20 protein-coding genes, 12 tRNA genes, 1 pseudogene and 1 riboswitch are annotated in these 18,143 nt (G+C 48.7%); of the genes and pseudogenes, 10 read left to right on the forward strand and 23 right to left on the reverse strand.

The window, feature by feature from the left end:
* Positions 1-113 precede the first annotated feature (113 nt).
* The 3 genes from QJ036_RS11875 to QJ036_RS11885 all read right to left on the reverse strand — a co-directional run bounded on the left by QJ036_RS11875 (position 114) and on the right by QJ036_RS11885 (position 2,392).
* Positions 114-638 (reverse strand): 3D domain-containing protein, encoded by a 525-nt coding sequence (locus tag QJ036_RS11875; protein WP_283231593.1) that lies wholly within the window; start codon positions 636-638, stop codon positions 114-116.
* Between the two features lie 73 nt (positions 639-711).
* Positions 712-1,713, reverse strand: a complete 1,002-nt coding sequence (locus tag QJ036_RS11880) for a sensor histidine kinase (RefSeq protein ID WP_283231594.1) — start codon at positions 1,711-1,713, stop codon at positions 712-714.
* Between the two features lies 1 nt (position 1,714).
* Positions 1,715-2,392, reverse strand: coding sequence for a response regulator transcription factor (locus tag QJ036_RS11885; protein WP_283231595.1), 678 nt, complete (start codon positions 2,390-2,392; stop codon positions 1,715-1,717).
* 130 nt (positions 2,393-2,522) lie between these two features.
* Between QJ036_RS11885 and QJ036_RS11890 the strand changes: the two genes are divergently transcribed.
* Positions 2,523-3,719, forward strand: coding sequence for a metallophosphoesterase (locus QJ036_RS11890; RefSeq protein WP_283231596.1), 1,197 nt, complete (start codon positions 2,523-2,525; stop codon positions 3,717-3,719).
* 381 nt (positions 3,720-4,100) lie between these two features.
* On the opposite strand, the gene QJ036_RS11895 is transcribed toward QJ036_RS11890, so the two are convergent.
* Entirely contained in the window at positions 4,101-4,481 is a 381-nt protein-coding gene (locus tag QJ036_RS11895) for a helix-turn-helix domain-containing protein (RefSeq protein ID WP_283231597.1), read from the reverse strand.
* A 165-nt stretch (positions 4,482-4,646) separates the two neighbouring features.
* Here QJ036_RS11895 and QJ036_RS11900 point away from each other — a divergent pair, with 165 nt between their 5' ends.
* From QJ036_RS11900 to QJ036_RS11915, 4 genes are all read left to right on the forward strand, one after another.
* Positions 4,647-4,910 carry a hypothetical protein gene (locus tag QJ036_RS11900; protein ID WP_283231598.1) on the forward strand — a complete coding sequence of 88 codons (264 nt, stop codon included), beginning with the start codon at positions 4,647-4,649 and terminating at the stop codon, positions 4,908-4,910.
* Positions 4,911-4,969: 59 nt separating this feature from the next.
* Entirely contained in the window at positions 4,970-5,209 is a 240-nt protein-coding gene (locus QJ036_RS11905) for a hypothetical protein (RefSeq protein WP_283231599.1), read from the forward strand.
* Between the two features lie 21 nt (positions 5,210-5,230).
* The gene (locus QJ036_RS11910; protein WP_283231600.1) at positions 5,231-6,139 is read left to right on the forward strand and encodes a rolling circle replication-associated protein; all 909 of its coding nucleotides are present in this window, start codon (positions 5,231-5,233) and stop codon (positions 6,137-6,139) included.
* A gap of 62 nt (positions 6,140-6,201) precedes the next feature.
* Positions 6,202-7,098 carry a tyrosine-type recombinase/integrase gene (locus QJ036_RS11915; RefSeq protein WP_283231601.1) on the forward strand — a complete coding sequence of 299 codons (897 nt, stop codon included), beginning with the start codon at positions 6,202-6,204 and terminating at the stop codon, positions 7,096-7,098.
* A 61-nt stretch (positions 7,099-7,159) separates the two neighbouring features.
* Here the strand turns inward: QJ036_RS11915 and QJ036_RS11920 are convergent.
* The 11 genes from QJ036_RS11920 to QJ036_RS11970 all read right to left on the reverse strand — a co-directional run bounded on the left by QJ036_RS11920 (position 7,160) and on the right by QJ036_RS11970 (position 12,205).
* Positions 7,160-7,232, reverse strand: a tRNA-Lys gene (locus QJ036_RS11920).
* Between the two features lie 43 nt (positions 7,233-7,275).
* A tRNA-Gln gene (locus QJ036_RS11925) sits at positions 7,276-7,347 on the reverse strand.
* Between the two features lie 45 nt (positions 7,348-7,392).
* A tRNA-His gene (locus QJ036_RS11930) sits at positions 7,393-7,466 on the reverse strand.
* 28 nt (positions 7,467-7,494) lie between these two features.
* Positions 7,495-7,568: transfer RNA gene (locus QJ036_RS11935), tRNA-Arg, on the reverse strand.
* 6 nt (positions 7,569-7,574) lie between these two features.
* Positions 7,575-7,645 (reverse strand) — tRNA-Gly (locus QJ036_RS11940).
* Positions 7,646-7,768: 123 nt separating this feature from the next.
* Positions 7,769-8,248, reverse strand: a complete 480-nt coding sequence (locus tag QJ036_RS11945; RefSeq protein ID WP_283231602.1) for a metallophosphoesterase family protein — start codon at positions 8,246-8,248, stop codon at positions 7,769-7,771.
* Positions 8,245-8,856: an XTP/dITP diphosphatase gene (locus QJ036_RS11950; RefSeq protein ID WP_283231603.1), complete on the reverse strand. Its 612-nt coding sequence runs from the start codon at positions 8,854-8,856 to the stop codon at positions 8,245-8,247. The genes QJ036_RS11945 and QJ036_RS11950 overlap by 4 nt, the downstream gene beginning before the upstream one ends.
* Before the next feature lie 65 nt (positions 8,857-8,921).
* Positions 8,922-10,337, reverse strand: a complete 1,416-nt coding sequence (locus tag QJ036_RS11955; protein ID WP_283231604.1) for a lectin like domain-containing protein — start codon at positions 10,335-10,337, stop codon at positions 8,922-8,924.
* A gap of 16 nt (positions 10,338-10,353) precedes the next feature.
* Entirely contained in the window at positions 10,354-11,508 is a 1,155-nt protein-coding gene (locus QJ036_RS11960) for a THUMP domain-containing class I SAM-dependent RNA methyltransferase (protein WP_283231605.1), read from the reverse strand.
* 66 nt (positions 11,509-11,574) lie between these two features.
* A complete protein-coding gene (locus QJ036_RS11965) occupies positions 11,575-11,859 on the reverse strand; it encodes a rhodanese-like domain-containing protein (protein WP_283231606.1) in 285 nt (94 codons plus the stop codon).
* 106 nt (positions 11,860-11,965) lie between these two features.
* Positions 11,966-12,205 (reverse strand): hypothetical protein, encoded by a 240-nt coding sequence (locus QJ036_RS11970; RefSeq protein ID WP_283231607.1) that lies wholly within the window; start codon positions 12,203-12,205, stop codon positions 11,966-11,968.
* Between the two features lie 327 nt (positions 12,206-12,532).
* On the opposite strand from QJ036_RS11970, the gene QJ036_RS11975 reads away from it, so the two are divergent.
* The 3 genes and pseudogenes from QJ036_RS11975 to QJ036_RS11985 all read left to right on the forward strand — a co-directional run.
* Positions 12,533-13,036 carry a DUF1700 domain-containing protein gene (locus QJ036_RS11975; protein ID WP_283231608.1) on the forward strand — a complete coding sequence of 168 codons (504 nt, stop codon included), beginning with the start codon at positions 12,533-12,535 and terminating at the stop codon, positions 13,034-13,036.
* 41 nt (positions 13,037-13,077) lie between these two features.
* On the forward strand, positions 13,078-13,512 hold the full coding sequence (gene dtd, locus QJ036_RS11980; RefSeq protein WP_283231609.1) for a D-aminoacyl-tRNA deacylase: 435 nt from the start codon (positions 13,078-13,080) through the stop codon (positions 13,510-13,512).
* Positions 13,513-13,656: 144 nt separating this feature from the next.
* Positions 13,657-14,415, forward strand: a pseudogene (locus tag QJ036_RS11985) (IS91 family transposase); the annotation flags it as partial.
* 83 nt (positions 14,416-14,498) lie between these two features.
* Here QJ036_RS11985 and QJ036_RS11990 read toward each other — a convergent pair.
* The 6 genes from QJ036_RS11990 to QJ036_RS12015 form a co-directional block, all read right to left on the reverse strand.
* Positions 14,499-14,572 (reverse strand) — tRNA-Arg (locus tag QJ036_RS11990).
* Between the two features lie 337 nt (positions 14,573-14,909).
* Positions 14,910-14,994 (reverse strand) — tRNA-Leu (locus tag QJ036_RS11995).
* A 36-nt stretch (positions 14,995-15,030) separates the two neighbouring features.
* A tRNA-Asp gene (locus tag QJ036_RS12000) sits at positions 15,031-15,104 on the reverse strand.
* 37 nt (positions 15,105-15,141) lie between these two features.
* A tRNA-Ile gene (locus tag QJ036_RS12005) sits at positions 15,142-15,215 on the reverse strand.
* A 14-nt stretch (positions 15,216-15,229) separates the two neighbouring features.
* A tRNA-Thr gene (locus QJ036_RS12010) sits at positions 15,230-15,302 on the reverse strand.
* A gap of 12 nt (positions 15,303-15,314) precedes the next feature.
* A tRNA-Glu gene (locus tag QJ036_RS12015) sits at positions 15,315-15,386 on the reverse strand.
* Between the two features lie 204 nt (positions 15,387-15,590).
* Here QJ036_RS12015 and QJ036_RS12020 point away from each other — a divergent pair.
* Entirely contained in the window at positions 15,591-16,397 is an 807-nt protein-coding gene (locus tag QJ036_RS12020) for a polysaccharide deacetylase family protein (RefSeq protein ID WP_283231611.1), read from the forward strand.
* A 175-nt stretch (positions 16,398-16,572) separates the two neighbouring features.
* Positions 16,573-16,690, forward strand: a riboswitch (TPP riboswitch).
* A gap of 44 nt (positions 16,691-16,734) precedes the next feature.
* Entirely contained in the window at positions 16,735-17,400 is a 666-nt protein-coding gene (thiT, locus tag QJ036_RS12025; RefSeq protein ID WP_283231612.1) for an energy-coupled thiamine transporter ThiT, read from the forward strand.
* An 85-nt stretch (positions 17,401-17,485) separates the two neighbouring features.
* Here thiT and QJ036_RS12030 read toward each other — a convergent pair whose 3' ends face one another.
* On the reverse strand, positions 17,486-17,722 hold the full coding sequence (locus QJ036_RS12030; protein WP_283231613.1) for a hypothetical protein: 237 nt from the start codon (positions 17,720-17,722) through the stop codon (positions 17,486-17,488).
* Between the two features lie 193 nt (positions 17,723-17,915).
* Positions 17,916-17,987 (reverse strand) — tRNA-Asn (locus QJ036_RS12035).
* Positions 17,988-18,143 lie beyond the last annotated feature (156 nt).

Raw genomic sequence — 18,143 nt, forward strand, 5'->3', positions numbered from 1 at the left:
GTAATCGGGTGCGGGAGGCAGCCCGATGTTGTACATCATATACCCGTTGTCTAATTTTATCGACAATCAAACTATTTGTCAATGTTTATTCCGGCCCGGCGTCCGTAATCCGGTCACTTTTTGACCCAGACCTCGATATTCCGGTCCACCCCCAGCTCATTGGCCATGGCGCAGTTTTCTACCAGCACATCGATCCGTTTTCCCTTGATCCCGCCGCCGCAGTCCTCGGCCACATACTCATAATCCAGTCCACCGATGCGCACATGACTGTAATAGGGGATCACAGAGGGATCCACCGCAATGGTATGGTGAAGCTGCATGGGCTCCATGGTACTGGTCTGCCATGCCCACTGATCGTTGCAGCACTCCAGCGGACAGTAATAGGTGATGACCCAGTCATCTCCCAGGCTGACCCATTCCCCGGAAGAAGCCTCCGCTGCTTCCTCCTCCGAAGCTTCCGCCGCATCCCAGTCCGGCTCGCCCACCATGGATACGCCGTCTGCCCGCGAAGGCTCCTGTTCCCTCAACCATTCCATATGAAAGCCTGCCACGTAATTTCCCACCTGGTCCGGATCGTTAAACTCTCTGCCGGCCACCAGAAGGGCCATGGACAATGCCACAACAAAACCTGTCTTCATGAAAATCATCCTTTCTTTTCACAATTTATGGATTTGTCATAGTATTGCCCGTTTCTGGGAGGCTATTCCATTTTTATAATACTGTGTGATACAGGCGGAGAATAAACCTGCTGCCCTTTCCAGGCATGCTTTCCGCTTCCACCTGTCCGTTCTGCATATTCAGAATGTGCTTTGCCATGGCAAGGCCAATACCGACGCTGTCCTTCCCCGCATTTTTTCCCTTGTAAAACCGTTCGAAAATATGGGGCAGATCCTCCGGATCGATCCCCTCGCCAGTGTCTTCGATCAAAAGCTGGGTATAGATCCCCCTCACTTCGCCCCGAATGGACACGCTGCCGCCCTCCGGCGTATGCTCCATACAGTTTTTTACAATGTTGGAAATAGCTTCCGCTGTCCAGTGGGGATCGCAGACCAGACTCTGAAACTCCGGCACCTCCACCGTCAGGCTCTGTCCCCGAAGCTCCATGGGGATCAGAAGATGTTCCAGGGCCTGATCCACCAGAGATCGGATGGAGATCGGTTCCTTTTTAAACTGGAGGGAACCTGCATCCAGCTTGGACATGGTCAAAAGGGAGGAAAGCAGCCATTCCATCCGCTCCAGCTGGGAATGGATCGCCTTTGTAAATTCTTCCCGTTTTTCTGCCGGAAGCTTCTCATCCCGCAGAATATCCGTCATTACCATCAGCGAGGTCATAGGCGTTTTCAGCTGATGGGAAATATCCGACAGGGAATCGGCCAGATATTCCTTATCTTTCTCCAGAAGCTCCGCCTGACTCTCCATCTTCGTCACCAGCTTGTAAATATCATTTTTTAACAGGCTGAGATCTCCCTCCACATTGGCCGGGATATCCAGCTTTTTCATTCCGTTCAGCACCTTTTTCAGATACAGGGCAAGCGAGGTGATCTTCCGGTAACGAGAATGCCCAGCTCCCAGAAAAATGACAAGCCCCGCCGCGAAAAATCCGAGAAACCAGAAAAATGCCCTGCCGGATTCCGAAAGCACTGCACTGCCGCAGAGGATTCCCGCAGCCAGGTACAGCATACAGCCATATTTCAATTCCTTATTTCGAAACATATCATTCCCCCAGCCGGTACCCCAGCCCCCGCACGGTCTTTATCAGCTCCGTCTCGCCGCCGTCTCCGCCCAGCTTTTCCCGAAGCCGCTTGATATACACAGTCAGAGTATTATCGTTGACATAATCGCCTCCAATATCCCACAGACTCTCCAACAGCTGATTTCTGCTTAAAACCTTTCCCTCCGCCATGGCAAGGGCCAGCAGCAGCCGGTACTCCATAGCCGTCAGACTGATCTCCTCGTTCTTTTTGTATACCTTCGCCTGAAGGGGATGAATGGAAATATCGCCGAACCGAAAGCACTGACTTGCGCCGTCCGTCTTCTGATACCGGCGAAGCACCGATTTCATCCGGGACAAAAGCTCGCGGATCCGGAAAGGCTTCGTGATATAATCATCAGCTCCCATATCCAGGCCCATGACCACATTGCCCTCATCGTCACAGGCAGTCAGAAAGATCACCGCCGTCTCCTCCCGGCGCTTCGCCCTGCGGCAGATCTCATAGCCGTTTCCGTCGGGCAGGGTTACATCAAGAAGACACAGATCGAAGCTCTCCTCCTCCAGAGCCTTCACGGCCTCCGCTGCCAGATGGCAGGTCCGCACCTCATAGCCCTCCTGGAGCAGAGAGTATTCAAGTCCCATGGCAATGCTGTGATCGTCCTCCACAAATAAGACCTTCATGATTTTCCCTCCTGTCTTTCGTAAATATTATAAAACAATTAAGCAAAAAATGATATACATATCTTCCCGCCCCATGATATAATGGCCGCGAAAGCAATAAGCTGCAGACAACAGAAAGGATTCCATACCAATGATTGCTGTTCTCCTGTCTCCTGTGTATATTCTCGTCGTGCTCTACATTCTTCGATGGAATCTGTGGTGGTTTGCCGCCTGCGGTTCCTTTTTCCGGAAAAAAGCCTTTCGTTTCCTCTACTCGTTCCTGTTCCTCTTTGTATCCCTTTCCCTTGTTATCGCCTTTTTTATCAGGGAGCCCTCCCTCAAATGGTTTTTCAAGCATCTGAGTAATTACTGGCTGGGCACTTTCCTGTATATCGTACTGACCATCCTCATCGGAGACATCCTCCGTTTTATTCTTCTTCACTGCGACCGGGTCAATAAGATCAAACTCCGCTCCAAAAAGACTTTTCTTCTGTGCGGAGCTGTCGTCATTACCCTCATCACTGCCCTCAGCACCTACGGCATCATCCACGCAAGGACTCTGAAGCTGAAGGAATATGAGATTTCCATCGACAAGCCCTGCGCCGCCGGCGATCTGAAGGTGGTGCTCATCGCAGACCTCCATATGGGCTACAGCATCGGCCACCGCTACATCGAGAAGACCGTGGAAAGAATCAATGCCCTCGAACCGGATCTGATCTGTATCGCGGGCGATATCTTCGACAACGATTATGATGCCCTGGATGATCCGGAGGCCATCACCGCCGCCTTAAAAAGCCTGAAAAGTACCTACGGCACTTATGCCTGCTGGGGAAATCACGATATCGGCGAGAAGATTCTGGCCGGTTTTACCTTCGGCTCAGAAAAAACACTGGAGGATGACGCGCGCATGGCAGAGCTTTTAACCAATGCGGACATCACCCTCCTAAACGATGAAGCGATCTGTATCTCCGATTCCTTCTATCTTGTTGGCCGCAGGGACCCCGACCGGGTCAAAAAGATCGAGCTCACCAGGAAATCCCCCGACGAGCTCACGGCGTCCCTGGACAAAAGCAAGCCCATCCTGATCCTGGAGCATCAGCCCAGACAGCAAAGCGAGCTGGCCGCTGCCGGCGCCGACGTCCAGCTGGCCGGTCATACTCACAACGGGCAGATGTTTCCCGGCAACCTGACCATCGGCCTTATGTGGAAGAACCCCTATGGTCTGGAGGAAATGGACGGGCTGTATTCCATCGTGACCTCCGGCGTCGGCATCTGGGGCCCCAACATGCGGGTCGGCAGCGACAGCGAAATCGTGGAGATCACGATGCATTTTTCAGAAGAGACGTGATGACTCTCTTTCCGGCCTTCCGTGAGCATTAAAAAAAGTCCGTATTCCCTGTATTTTACGGGGTTTCTTCGGACTTCTCTCTTTTCCTGAGCCACTGGGGATTCGAACCCCAGACAACTTGATTAAAAGTCGGGTTTTTCTTGTTGTATTTTGAAGCGTAAAGCGAAGTCTGAATGAATGGCTTCGCCCTCGCCCGGCGCGGTTTGGGCGCCAGAGGGCACTGGAAGCCATGAATGAATGGCTGTAGCGGTTTCCGGAGCAAGGCCCAGCCGCAAGGCGGCGCCACGTCTCGGCCGGTTCGCCCGAGGTCCCTGCCACGGATGGTTTTCCGTGGTAGGTAGGGCGAATGCGAAGGAAACAAGCGAAAAAATTAACCCTGCCTTATTCGGTAGGGTCTTTTTTTATTTCTGTGTATTCATTTATCATTTTATCTATTATTTCTGATGTCTGCATTGATGCTTCTTTTAATATTTCATTTTTACTTTTTCCTGAAATTACTGATATCATTTCGAACATTTCATTGAGTTTTTCATTCATTACTCTTTCTGTTTCTTCGATTTGTTCTTTTGAAATGCGTTCCATGATATCGCCAGGTTGGCAATCTAAATAATCACATATTTTATTTATTACATCAGTTGTTACATTTTCATTTTTGCCTAACTTTGTAAGTGTCCCTCTTGCTATGATACCATCGTCAACTAAATCAATCCTTTTTTTCCCTTTTTTACTCATTAGTATCCATAATTTTGCATATGATAACATTTTATTCCTTCTTTCTTGACATGGTACTATTAACATGGTATTATACCTTTAAGTATCACGTACATAGTATTATTACACGTTATTGTTAATGAGTTTGATTATGGTTTTGATATATTTTATCAGTTTCCTATTTATTTTGCAAGAGAATTGATTGGAGGTGATTATTTGAACTATCCGCCTGATTATGGTTCATGTATTTTAGTTTCTTATTTTAAGGAATTGACTGATGAACAGTTAGCGTTTGAGTATTACCATTTGCAATGTTGTTATAAGGCTTGGGATGATTTTCCATCTGATATTCATACACCATTTTTAATTGAGTATCTTGATTGTCTCGAGGATTTTATTGCTCAGGAAATTTGTAATCGGTTTGTTAATTGTTGCTTTGGTATGGATTGTGTAAATTATCCTATTGGTCTTGATGATTAGAGTGGTGGCCTGCCAGCGCACGTTCACACGCGGCAGGACTCCACGATGGAGGATGTATTATGGTTCGCTGTAGTCGTTATTTAAGTAAGGAAAATTTTAATGATGATGAGTTTATTATTGAATTTAACATGGGTGAATTGGAACTATTTGCTTTGAGTATTGAACATTGTTTGAATAGTCCTGATTTTGCTTCATTGGTTGATAACGTTGATATCGCCATATTGAAGGAATTACATGATGTTGTAGTGACATTTTTAGATTATAAGTCTCATTCGACATTTTCACCTGATGATAAATAATTACAATATGGAGGTTTCGTCATGCCTTATAATGTAGCACTTATATCACTTGCAGATGGTTCACAGGAAATTGTTACCTATAGCAGGCCTATAGATACTCGTTTATCTTCTGAAAATCCTAGATCTAGTGGTGTTCGTAAGCTTTCTGATGATGAATGTTCTACACCCTTTGGAGATGCTGATTATGAGATATGTGATGATTCTACCTTCTTTTCTGATTGTGTTTCTCCTGAGAATTTGGCGCTCCGTAAGTGTCATTCTGAGATTAATTCTATTAAGCGTGCTAGGAAGTCTGTTGAATATATTGGTAAGTGTAACGATTGGTCGAATGGCTATTTCGTAACACTTACTTTTAATCCTGATGTGTTGAACAGTTATGATTATTTTGTCTGTATGGATGCTGTTATAAAGTGGCTTGATTGTATGAGACATAGGTATCCTGGTATGGAATATCTTCTTGTTTTCGAAAAGCATAAGTCCGGCCGTTATCATGTACATGCTCTTATTCGTGGATGTGAATTACGTCTTGTTCCTGCTGTTAATGCTAAAACTGGTAAGCTTATCTATAAGAAGGGTAAGCAGATTTATAATCTTTCATTTGATGAATATAAGCTGGGGCTTACTACTGTTTCGTATATTGAGAATAGTCGGGCTGTAGCACAATATATTTCTAAGTATATAGGTAAGGCGCTTGGTGAGGTTCCTGCTGGTTGTCACCGCTATTTTGCTTCACGTTCTCTTAATAGGCTTGAGGATTGTCGGGAGACTTTCTTCATTGATGATGTGTATGACTTAAGGAATGTCATTGACTGGCTTCATGGTATTGCGGATTCTGTTCATCAAGTTTTTGTGGATGTAATTGAAACTACAGTGACGTATTTTAAAGTTTTTTCGGCTGGGCCACTGTCTGGTGCCGTTGCCCCTACTTGACTAGGGCAACGTTTTACAGAAATTCCGGTTTAATTATTTCAGTTTTTTCGAGGTTTTTGTGTATGACTGTTTTTGAAGCATATGATTGTTATGTTTTTAGTAAGCGAAAAAAGGGATTGAAAATAACTTCTCTCGATGATGTTGATTATTGCCTTCGAGGGTTTATTCGTGCTGTCGGTGCGGATTTAGATATCCAGAAATTATCACAACGGATGGTAGACGATTATATTATGTCTCTTTATTCGAAATCTTTGGCAAAAGCTACGATTGCTACGTATATTCGTTATCTTCGCTTATTTCTTATGTTTGTTAATTCTCATTATGGTCTTTCCTTTTCCCCTGAAACTATCGAGATTCCGAAATCTCCGAAAAAGAAAGTGCGGCTTTATTCCGCTTCTGATGTAGTTTTGATTTTTAAGAGTATTACTTCATCTGTTTCATGGATAACGGCTCGGAATCGTGCAATTATCGCTCTTATGCTTGATTCCGGATTGCGTCAATGTGAGATTGTTTCATTACATTATTCTGATATTTCATTTTCTGCGTCTCAGCTTCGTGTTCATGGAAAAGGTGATAAAGAGCGCTATTGTCTGCTTGGGAATATTTCTGCTCGATATCTCAGGGAATATTTTGTGCTTTGTCCATATTCAAATAATGATTATGTTTTTTGTTCTGATGATGGTAGTCAAATCACTGGCAATGCTATACGGATATTTGTTTCTCGTTTGGCTTCATCTCTTCCCTTTGAATTATCTTCTCACAAGCTTCGTCATAACTTTGCTACTAATTATGTGATTCAAAAGTCTGAGTCTGGGCTTCAGGTTGATGCTTATACTCTTAAACTTTTAATGGGGCATGAAAGTATTGTTACCACTGAGGGATATATTCATTGTGCTATGGAAGCTTTGGCTGTAAAATCAAGTATTTCTTATCTCGACTCCCTTTCCGGCCTTCCGTGAGCATTAAAAAAAGTCCGTATTCCCTGTATTTACGGGGTTTCTTCGGACTTCTCTTTTTTCCTGAGCCACTGGGGATTCGAACCCCAGACAACTTGATTAAAAGTCAAGTGCTCTACCGACTGAGCTAGTGGCCCTTATGCAGTTTTTCATGTATTGCTCTGACAGACTGTATCTGCACTGGGCTAGCTGGATTCGAACCAGCGAGTGCAGGAGTCAAAGTCCTGTGCCTTACCGCTTGGCGATAGCCCATCATCTTCCTGTTAATGATGTTCACGGCACTTGGCCATACAAGAGGGTGGATACAGGGACTCGAACCCTGGGTCTTCAGAGCCACAATCTGACGCGTTAACCAACTACGCTATATCCACCATAGAAACTTCTGTTAAGAACAGAAAACGTGCCTGGAGGGATTCGAACCCCCGACCCACGGCTTAGAAGGCCGTTGCTCTATCCAGCTGAGCTACAGACACAGGAAAAGCGGGTGATGGGAATCGAACCCACGTATCTAGCTTGGAAGGCTAGTGTTCTACCATTGAACTACACCCGCGCATCGCACCCATTTCCTTGACGCAAGGAATATTATATCCTACGCACCGGTTCTTGTCAACTATTATTTCACGAAACTTTAAAAAATTTCACCAAATCAAAATTTCACCAGACACAGATCCGCTCAAAGATAATTGACGGTATAATGGGCAAGCCCCTCCCGGTCCAGCTCCATCAGGATGTAGGACGGCTTTCTTCCGTCCTGCCGGGGATAAGAAAGGCTTCCCGGGTTGATCAGTGTCACCGGGCCGCTCTGGTCGATAAGCGGACGGTGGGTATGTCCAAACATGGCGATCTGCATTCCCCGCTCTTTCGCCTCCGCGCGCAGCCGTTCCAGGGTAAAGGACACATTATAATAATGTCCGTGGGTCAAAAGGACCCGGTAGTCCCCCAGGGAAATCTCCCGCTCCTTGGGAAGCCTCGAGAAGAAATCATTGTTGCCGGCAATGATCTCCGTCGGGCAGCCTGCAATCTCACGAATATAATCCTCGCTGCCCTCCGCGTCGCCCAGATGGATCAAAAGGTCAATATCTCCGATTTTAGCCAGAACCTTACACAGATTTCCGTTCTGTCTATGGGTATCACTCACCACCAAGATTCTCATCTTATGTCCCCCAGTTTTTCCTTCAGCATGGTCTTCATTGCCCGAAGTGCTCTGCCTCTGTGGCTGATCTCATTCTTCTCCTCAGCGGAAAGCTGCGCCGTCGTCAGCCCCCGCTCCGGCAGATAAAAGATCGGATCATAGCCGAAACCGCCGTCGCCTATGATCTCATAGCCGATCCGGCCTTCGATGGTGCCCCGCGTTGTCAGCACCTCCCCATCCGGCAGCGCCGCCGCGATGGCACAGACGAATCTGGCGCTCCGCTCATCATCCACAGCCTTCTCCAGCTTGTCAATGATAGCCTGATTCTTAATATCATAGGAAGTGTCCTCTCCCATGTAGCGGGCCGAATAGATTCCCGGCGCGCCGCCCAGATAATCCACCTCCAGGCCGGAATCATCCGCCAGAACGATTCCGCCGGCCAGCTTCTGAATGGCCGACGCCTTGATGCAGGCATTCTCCTCAAACGTTTTCCCGTCCTCCACGATATCTGCGTGGATCCCCGCCTCCTTAAGAGACAGAATCTCTAACCCCAGGTCTGCCAGAATCATGCGGACCTCTTTCATTTTTCCCTCGTTGGAGGTTGCAAAAATAATCCTCGTAGCTTCCATATTCTCTCCTGTGATCAATGTACTTTCGTTCCGAAAAATTTTATTTTACCCGACGCAGAGGCCTGTTATCTCCGCCTGGTATAAACCTTCAGACAGACATTGCTGGCCTGTTCCGTCTCCGTTCTGGACCAGAGCCTGCCGTCGCTGCTGATGTAGCCCTCGCCGTCGCTCAGATCCACACCCGCCGTGATCTCCCCTTCTCCGCTTCCGAACTCGATCGCCACGGGATGGACGGCACCGGGAGTCCTGATGTGGACGGCTGCCGCAAACCGTTCTCCGGGCCGAAGGTCCACCGGCTCATCCAGCCGGACCGTGTAAAAGCCTGCCCGGTCAAACCGCCCCGCTGCGGCCCGTTTCCCAAGCTTCAGCTCTCCGTTTTTTCCGGCATCCTCAATGAGAAACACCTCATATTCCGTGTTGGGACCTGTTCCGTAAAATCCGACCGCCTCCACCTGCTCCCCTGCCTTAGCCTCATAGACATTGGCAAAATAAGCCTCGCCGTCTCCGTAGCCCAGCTGGCCCAGCCAGCCGCACAGGTCCGACTGATACAGAACGTCAAAATTGTCCGGTTCCTCCACTTCCGTATAGACAAGGCTGCGGAGACCCAGATTGGTATCGGCATAGGACACATAAAAAAGACCGTTGTCGCCAAACTCCTTTCCCCAGCTGTTCATGCAGAGAAAGGCCCCGTCCCTGCCCGGATCGGAAGTAAAATTCTCTCTGGGATAGTCATCATCCCAGCCGACGATCACCACGTCATGGTTGGGAGCAGCACTTCCGTTATAATAGTAGGCATATGTATCCTCCCGGTAAAAGACCGAAAGATTTCTTTTATCGTTCATGGCCGCATACAGGGAAGTCTGCACCCCGCCGTGAAAATATACAGCCGTTTTAATGTCCTGGTAATCCTTTTCTCCCAGGATCTGGATCTCCTGCACATGCTTGACCGGCATAAGCCCATCCGGAGACTGCCCGTCTCCATACGGGTCATCCGATTCCCGCACCGGTCCCTGCCAGGCCAGCAGGTAAGCCATGGCCATGGTATAATCCCCGCCCATATCCTGGCGCATACCAAAGCTGTTGTGGAGGGAAATGTGGTCCTCGCTGAGGTCCCATTCCTCCTCCGGCAAAAGAGAAGATTCCAAAGCCAGCATCGTCGCAAAGGCCCAGCAAGTCCCCAGACTGCCCTGGCTTCCCGCCTCCGGGCAGCGGCCCTGCTCCCGGTAATCAAATCTGGCCGGAAGGATCGTATAGGGCTCAGCGGCCCCGATCTCACCCGCAGCCGCACCTGCTGATGCAGTCTTTCCTGCACTTTCGTCCGTAATCTGTCCTGTGCCCGCCCCAGCGCGCCCTGTCTCAGCCTCCGCAGCCGTCTTACCCACGGCGCCTTCCAGAAAATCCGAAAGGCCGCAGCCGGTCAACGAGGCAGACAGCACACAGGCAGCGATCAGTCCGCATATCCATCGATATCTCCGTCTCAATTCTATTCTCCGAGCTTTAATCCGGCCTGTTCCGCTTCGGCGGCTTCGGCCCCAGGAACTGATAAAAATAGGTTTTCATCATTCCGTTATAAATCTTCCTGTTTCTGTCGGCCTTCCGCCCGATATACTTTTCCGCATCCTCGTAGGCCGTGATCACATATTCCGACCAGGAATCCAGCTCGGCGAACCGCTCGCCCAGGGTCCGGTAAAGGGCCGGCAGGTTTTCCTTCTCCTCGATCCGCTCGCCGTAAGGAGGATTGGTGATCAGAAAGCCGTATTTCTTCGGGTGGCTCAGAGCCACCACATCCCTCTGCTGGAAATGGATCAGCTTGTCGACGCCGGCCAGCTTTGCATTCTCTCTGGCCGCGCGGACGATCTCCCCGTCAATGTCATAGCCCTGGATGTCCGTCTCCACCGAGAGATCCACCGCCTCCCTCGCCTCATCCAGCACATCATACCACTCCCGCTTCGGAATCAGATTCTCCCATTCCTCTGCCGCAAAGGAACGGTTCATGCCCGGCGCGATATTGGCCGCCATCATGGCCGCCTCGATGGGGAAGGTGCCGCTTCCGCAGAACGGGTCCACCAGGATCCGGTCCTTCTTCCAGGGAGTCAGAAGGATCAGCGCCGCCGCCAGAGTCTCCGTAATGGGAGCCTTGCTGGTCAGCTTCCGGTAACCCCTCTTGTGGAGGGAATCCCCGCTGGTGTCAATGGCAACCGTCACCGTATCCTTCATCAGGAAGACGCGGATGGGATATGAAGCACCGTCTTCCTCAAACCAGCTCACATGGTAAACGGTCTTCATCCGTTCCACAATGGCTTTTTTCACCAGAGACTGAATGTCCGACGGACTGAACAGCTTGCTCTTGATGGAGGTAGCCTTCGTCACCCAGAACCTTCCGTCGACGGGAATATACTCCTCCCAGGGAAGCTCCTTCGTCCGGTCAAACAGCTCCTCAAAGGTAAAAGCCTGAAAGCTTCCTATCTTCAGAAGGACCCTCTCCGCTGTCCGAAGCCCCACGTTGGCCCGGCAGATCGCCTCCGCATCACCGGTAAAGGTGACACGGCCGTCTTCCACCTGACTGATCTCATATCCTAAATCTATAATCTCTTTCTTTAAAACCGTCTCCAGCCCAAAATGACAGGGCGCAATCAGCTCATAGGTTCTCATCCGGTACTCCTTATCCGGCCTCCGGCCAAAATCATAGTACCATTTTAAAGCCTTCCCCGTCCTCTGTCAATGCTCAAATCCCCCCACAGCTACCTTCACCCGAAAGCCTTTTTTTGCCAGCTCTCTTCCGGCCAGCATGGCCGTTCCGCCGCGTTCACAATACAGGATCAGCAGCTTCTCCCGGGGAAGCATCGGCACGGCCCCGGCAAGCTGTTCATAGGGAATGTTCCACGCACCCTCCACATGGCTCTTCCGATACAGTTGTCTGTCCCTGAGATCTATAATGATACAGTTATCGTCATTTCGATACCGGTTAATTTCCCGAAAAGCGATGGTTTCCAACTCTTTCATCCCACATCACCACACATCAGAATTTCTCCCATCCTACTGTTATCTTATTCGGGCCCGGGCCGTTCTGCCACAGATATGTAAAGGCGTCCGAAGACGCCCCAGCCAGTTAGAAGTTATGGTTGTTCTGAGTGTTGCTGTTTCTGGAATTGTTCTGAGAATTGTTTCTCTGGCTGTTTCTTGTGTTGGTGTTCTGAGAATCGTTCTGGGAGCGGTTCTGAGAATTATTCTGAGAGTTGTTCTGGTAGTTATTCTGAGAATCGTTTCTCTGAGAATTCCGGCTTTCATTTCTCTGGCTGTTCTGAGTACCGTTTTCCTGGTTGTTGGAACAATTTCTGGTGTTTGCCATAATAAATTCCCTCCTGTGCTAAATTTATCTTGCACATATATTATCTTTAATCGGCGTTTTTTTATTCACATTCCTCAAAAAATTTCTTGACTTTTAAATATCCGCTTATTATAATCGAAAGCAGGAAAAGATTCGATTCTTTTCCGACTCAACCCCTTATTAATTATTTATACTCCCCTCAAAGAGAAAACCATTGCTCCCCTTTGGTTTTCTCTTTCTTTTAAGGAAAATTTTTCTGTTTTTTCATAGTCATTGCTTGATTTCCCGGGGAAAATGTGAGATTCTTATGTTGGTATTGCAGATCCATCCGATCAGAAAGGATTTTATATGACGCAAAGAGAATTTTTAGATACTCTGAGAAAGGCTCTGAACGGCCAGGTGCCGCCTTCGGCGGTAACCGAAAATATGGAATATTACCGTTCCTATATTTCCGATGAGATCAAAAAAGGACGCAGCGAAGCAGACGTGCTGGATGAGCTGGGAGATCCCAGGCTCATTGCCCGCAGCATCATCGATGCCGATGAGGGCGGCTCCGGCCGGTATACCTCCAACCGGTACGACTCCTACGGCTCCGGCCAGTACAGTCAGACCGATTCCGGCTATGATAACACGTACCCGGACCGGGATGAGGAAAACTTCCCCCGCACCGGTTTCCACATCAGCAAATGGGCTGTCCTGGGAATCGTATTTCTGGTCCTGTTTATCATTTTCAGCGTCCTGTTCTTCGTCTTCAAGACGGCTTTCTCACTGCTTTTCTCCCTGAAGGGGCTCTGGTTCTGGGTCATCCTGCTGGTGATCATTTACATACTTTCCAGGCCAAGACGGCGATAAGGGCATAAGAAGAACAAACACAGAAAGGAATCACTTTTATCATGAAAGCAGTCATTCAGCGCGTTGCAAACGCTTCCGTAACCGTAGACGGAGAGATCACCGGCCGGATCGAAAAGGGCTTCCTGGTCCTCCTGGGAGTCGGCGAGGGCGACACAAAGGCCGAGGCCGACCGGATCGTCAAAAAGCTGGTGAACCTCCGGATCTTTTCCGATGAGAACGGAAAGATCAATCTGTCCCTCCAGGACGTGGGAGGCTCCCTGCTTGTGGTCTCCCAGTTCACTCTCTATGCGGACTGCCGCCACGGCAACCGCCCCAGCTTCACCACAGCCGCCAAGCCCCAACTGGCCGAGGAGCTTTACGAATATTTCATGGAGAAATGCCGGGAAACCATCCCTGTCGTGGAGCACGGCGTCTTCGGCGCCCACATGGATGTTCAGCTTCTCAACGACGGCCCCTTCACGATCCTATTGGAATGACCGGAATGCTCCGGTCATTTTTTTGCGGCATTTTTCACATAAAAAATAGGCTTTGCCTATTCAACTCCCCCGCCCCTCAATCTTGAGGGGATAGGGGTTTCTTTTTGTTGCTTTTTCTTGCATAACAGGTTCATGAATATCTTACTTAAGTTTGTTCCTTTCCGTTGTCACAGCCGCTTCTGTCCTACTTGCGGCAACAAATACTCCATGGAACGCACGACCAGTATGTCTTTTAAACTGGCGAATGTCGCGCACCGCCATTGCGTTTTCGCGATTGATGAAAACCTTCGTGAGTTCTTTCTCAAAGACCGTTCTCTGCTCGATTGTCTCTTTCACTCTGTAAACAGCGTGATCTCCCGTATGTTCTACAGCCTGAATAAATCCAAAAACTTTACTCCCGGTTTCATTATGGTTTTGCATACTTTTGGCAGAGACCTGAAATGGAACCCGCATATCCACTGTCTCATATCAGAAGGCGGATACAGCGATAATGGTTTTTGGCATCCTGTCAAACACTTTAATTACACGTTTTTACGCAATGCTTTCCTCACTGCCCTGCTGAATGAAATGGAGTCCAAAATCGGTCCTTCTTCCAAAAAAGTGAAAGCGAAATGCTACCGTGATCACAAACAAGGATTTTATGTTTATGCAAAACCAAACCTCTGTGATCCAAAGATCGTTGTGAAATATATTGGGCGCTATCTTGGCCGTCCTGTCATTGCCACTTCCCGAATCGATAATTACGATGGCGAAATGGTTACCTTCCATTACAACAGGCATGAAGATGATCAGTACATAGAAGAAACGGTTCCCGCCATAGAATTCATTCAGCGGCTGATCCGACATATACCAGAAAAACATTTCAAAATGACCCGGTATGGCGGCCTTTACGCCCGCCTCCGTGCGGGCCATTTTCAATTCAAGAGAACGCTGCAGACGGTCTTTCCTATAAATTAAAAAAGAGATACCTGCGTATCTCTTTTTCACGCGGCAGAGAAGATTCGAACTCCCGACACCTTGGTCCGTAGCCAAGTGCTCTATCCAGCTGAGCTACTGCCGCATATCATCCAAAGAAAGATTATACTACAACTCTTTGGTAATTGCAAGCCTTTTTCTGATCTTTTTCAAAACCTCAGTTTTCCGACCTGCCTAGTTAGAATACCATATTCCAGTCATTTTGGCAAGTCTTTTTTCCATATTCTCCTGTTTTATCAAATCCGGGAACCTTTGAACACATCAGGCATTATTACGGGGAACCTGCAAATAAAAAACGCAATTATTTTCGTCACTTTTTTACAAGTATTACTCATTTTGGGGAGATGGATTAAAAATAACGTTTCTGATATCATATATCAAAAACGCCACTTTCGTACGTATACCATGTACATTTTAGTTCGTGCCGGCGACCGGAATCGAACCGGTACGGCTTTAAGGGCCGCAGGATTTTAAGTCCTGTGCGTCTGCCAGTTCCGCCACGCCGGCATAATAACTAAAATACTGCAGACATAGCCTGCAAAACGACCCGGATGGGGTTCGAACCCACGACCTCCGCCGTGACAGGGCGGCGCTCTAACCAGCTGAGCCACCGGGCCAGGTTATGAAATTTGATCTGCTTCTGTGGGTAATGAGTGGACCTTCGGGGACTCGAACCCAGGACCGACCGGTTATGAGCCGGTTGCTCTAACCAACTGAGCTAAAGGTCCATAATAATGAGCAAAGCCGATGATCGGACTCGAACCGATAACCTGCTGATTACAAATCAGCTGCTCTGCCAATTGAGCCACATCGGCAAATTAATCAAATGACTCCAAGGGGATTTGAACCCCTGTTACCGCCGTGAAAGGGCGGTGTCTTAACCGCTTGACCATGGAGCCTCATTCCGTTTCAAAACTCCATGAAGCTTCTGCAAAACACACCCTCATGGGGAAACTATCTCATTTTCATGTACTCAACGAAAAAATAATATCATATGTTACGTTATTTTGCAAGGACTTTTTGCTCCAATTTGAAAAATTGCCGCTGGTTCTCATTCTGTTCTCCCTCACATAGAATATACAAATCTTTTTCTGGTGAATCCCATGAAACATCCCTTTATCCGAAAAAAAACCACCATCTGGGTCCTTGTCCTGGTCCTCGCCTACGTCATCGGTTATTCCATAGCCCAGAGGGTCTATCCGACAGCCGCCACGCCGGCCGCTGCCGAGGCCAACTGGGGGCTCAGCTTCCAGGAGGAGGGAAAGCCTCCCGTCGGCAACGCCACCCCGGAATATCTGAAGGATTTCAATGCCTATTATGTCAATGAGACAGACGATAAGGTGATCTACCTGACCTTTGACGCAGGCTATGAAAACGGAAATACTGACGCCATTCTGGATGCTCTGAAAAAGCATCAGGCGCCTGCCACCTTCTTTCTGGTGGGCAATTACATAGAAACAAGCCCCGATCTTGTCAAGCGGATGGTCGCCGAGGGGCACACTGTCGGAAACCATACCTGCCACCACCCCAACATGTCCCAGATCTCCACCAAAGAAGCCTTTGAGAAGGAGCTCAAGGATCTGGAAGCCCTTTACGAGAAGACCACCGGTCAGCCCATGACGAAGTTTTACCGGCCGCCCCAGGGCAAATACAACGAGACCAATCTGCAGATGGCCAAAGACATGGGCTACCGCACCTTCTTCTGGAGTCTGGCCTACGTGGACTGGTACGAAAACGATCAGCCTACCAGAGAGGAAGCCTTTGAAAAGCTACTCGGGCGGATCCATCCGGGGGCCATTGTCCTGCTCCACAGCACCTCCAAAACAAATGGTGAGATCCTGGATGAGCTGCTGACCAAATGGGAGGAAATGGGGTATCACTTTGATTCTCTCTCCAATCTCCCCCAATAAGCGGACGCCGGCTTTGTCCGGCTCCAAAGCCTGCGGTTCCTTGACTTTTATCTGCCCATGCGCTATACTCAAATCAATTTAAGGTCCCGGACCGCGGCTCACACAGAGACGTCCAACTCACACAGGACTGTCCAACTCACACGGAGTCGTCCAGGTTCGCGCAAGACCACATAAGAACACACGCTAGGGGTGCGTACTGCTGAGAATGGCTGCCCGGTTCAAAGAACCGTCCGGCCTGACCCTCATTACCTGACCCGGATAATGCCGGCGCAGGGAAGCTGCAGCTTCATAATGACAGTTTACGCCCCTCCTGTGAAAAAACAAAGGAGGTCTTTTTATGTCACTGTTTCTCACCTACGATGCCGAAAATTACGAGTATATCCTGAAGCCTCTGGGCTATGCGGCCCTGGCTTTCATTTTCGCCATCCTGCTTCTCGCCATTGCGGCCCTGGCCAGAAAAGGCGCCACCCGCCGGATGCGCACCAAAGAGCTGGTCTTCTGCGCCATGGCTATGGCCCTGGCCACGGTAACCTCTTACATTAAGCTGGCATCCCTGCCCTACGGCGGCTCCATTACCCTGTTCAGCATGCTGTTCATCACCATCATCGGCTATTTCTACGGAGCCAAAACAGGTCTGATCACCGGTGCAGCCTACGGCATTCTGCAGCTCATTACCGGCCCCTACATCTACGCGCCTCTGCAGGTTCTTCTTGACTACCCGCTGGCCTTCGGAGCCCTCGGCTTAAGCGGATTTTTCTGCCGGAGGAAGCACGGCCTGGTCATCGGCTATATCGTCGGCGTCATTGGCCGTTACATCTGCCACGTGATCTCCGGCTACGTATTCTTTGCCGAATACGCGCCCGAAGGAATGAATCCCATGGTCTACACCCTGGGCTACAATCTGACCTACATTCTGCCGGAAATGATCGTGACTGCAGTGCTTCTCTGTATCCCCGTGGTCGCAAAGGCCATCGGCCAGGTAAAAAAGCAGGCCAACGAATAATCAGACCCGCCGTCTGAGAAACAAACAACACCGGGAATTGTGATTGACGGAAAATATCCCAGTCACAAAACCCGGTGTTTTCTTTTTAACGAAGATCACTCAGCAGATACCGGGCAGCCTCGTAATCTTTCTTATTCACATAAATCTTATACTCGTACTGTTTTATCGTGTAGGATGCGAACCTTGCGCGCATACTGGCATCGGGAGTCACCACCTTCACCTTATAATCAATTCCCTCCGCGTTAAGCCGATCCCGCACTTTCGCCTGCTTTTCCATGTCATAGGTGACCAAAAGCTCTTTTCGATTCCAGAACGGTATCATACAATTCCCCCTTCCTTTGTTCTTATTGTACAGTGATTTGTTGAACCTCAGCGGCGATGCTCGCTTTCTTACCAGAGAAGGCAATGCCATATTCTAAACAAGAAATGACGAAATAATCCCGGATAACATACTTCCGAATAAGATAAAGCAATACTAAAAATCCATAAACACACTGGTTTATGGATTTCATCAGCTCCCCGAGTAGGGCTCGAACCTACAACAACTCGGTTAACAGCCGAGTGCTCTACCATTGAGCTATCGAGGATCATTATATAAGATATTGTTTTCGCCTTCCGGCTTCCCATACCTTCAAAACTACACATTGTCAACATCTTTTCCAAAACAAACCCTTGCCGCCTGGATAAGCCCTCGACCGATTAGTAACAGTCAGCTCCATACATTACTGTACTTCCACCTCTGT

It is taken from the genome of Fusibacillus kribbianus, assembly GCF_030053595.1.
Taxonomy (GTDB): Bacteria; Bacillota; Clostridia; order Lachnospirales; family Lachnospiraceae; genus Lientehia; species Lientehia kribbiana.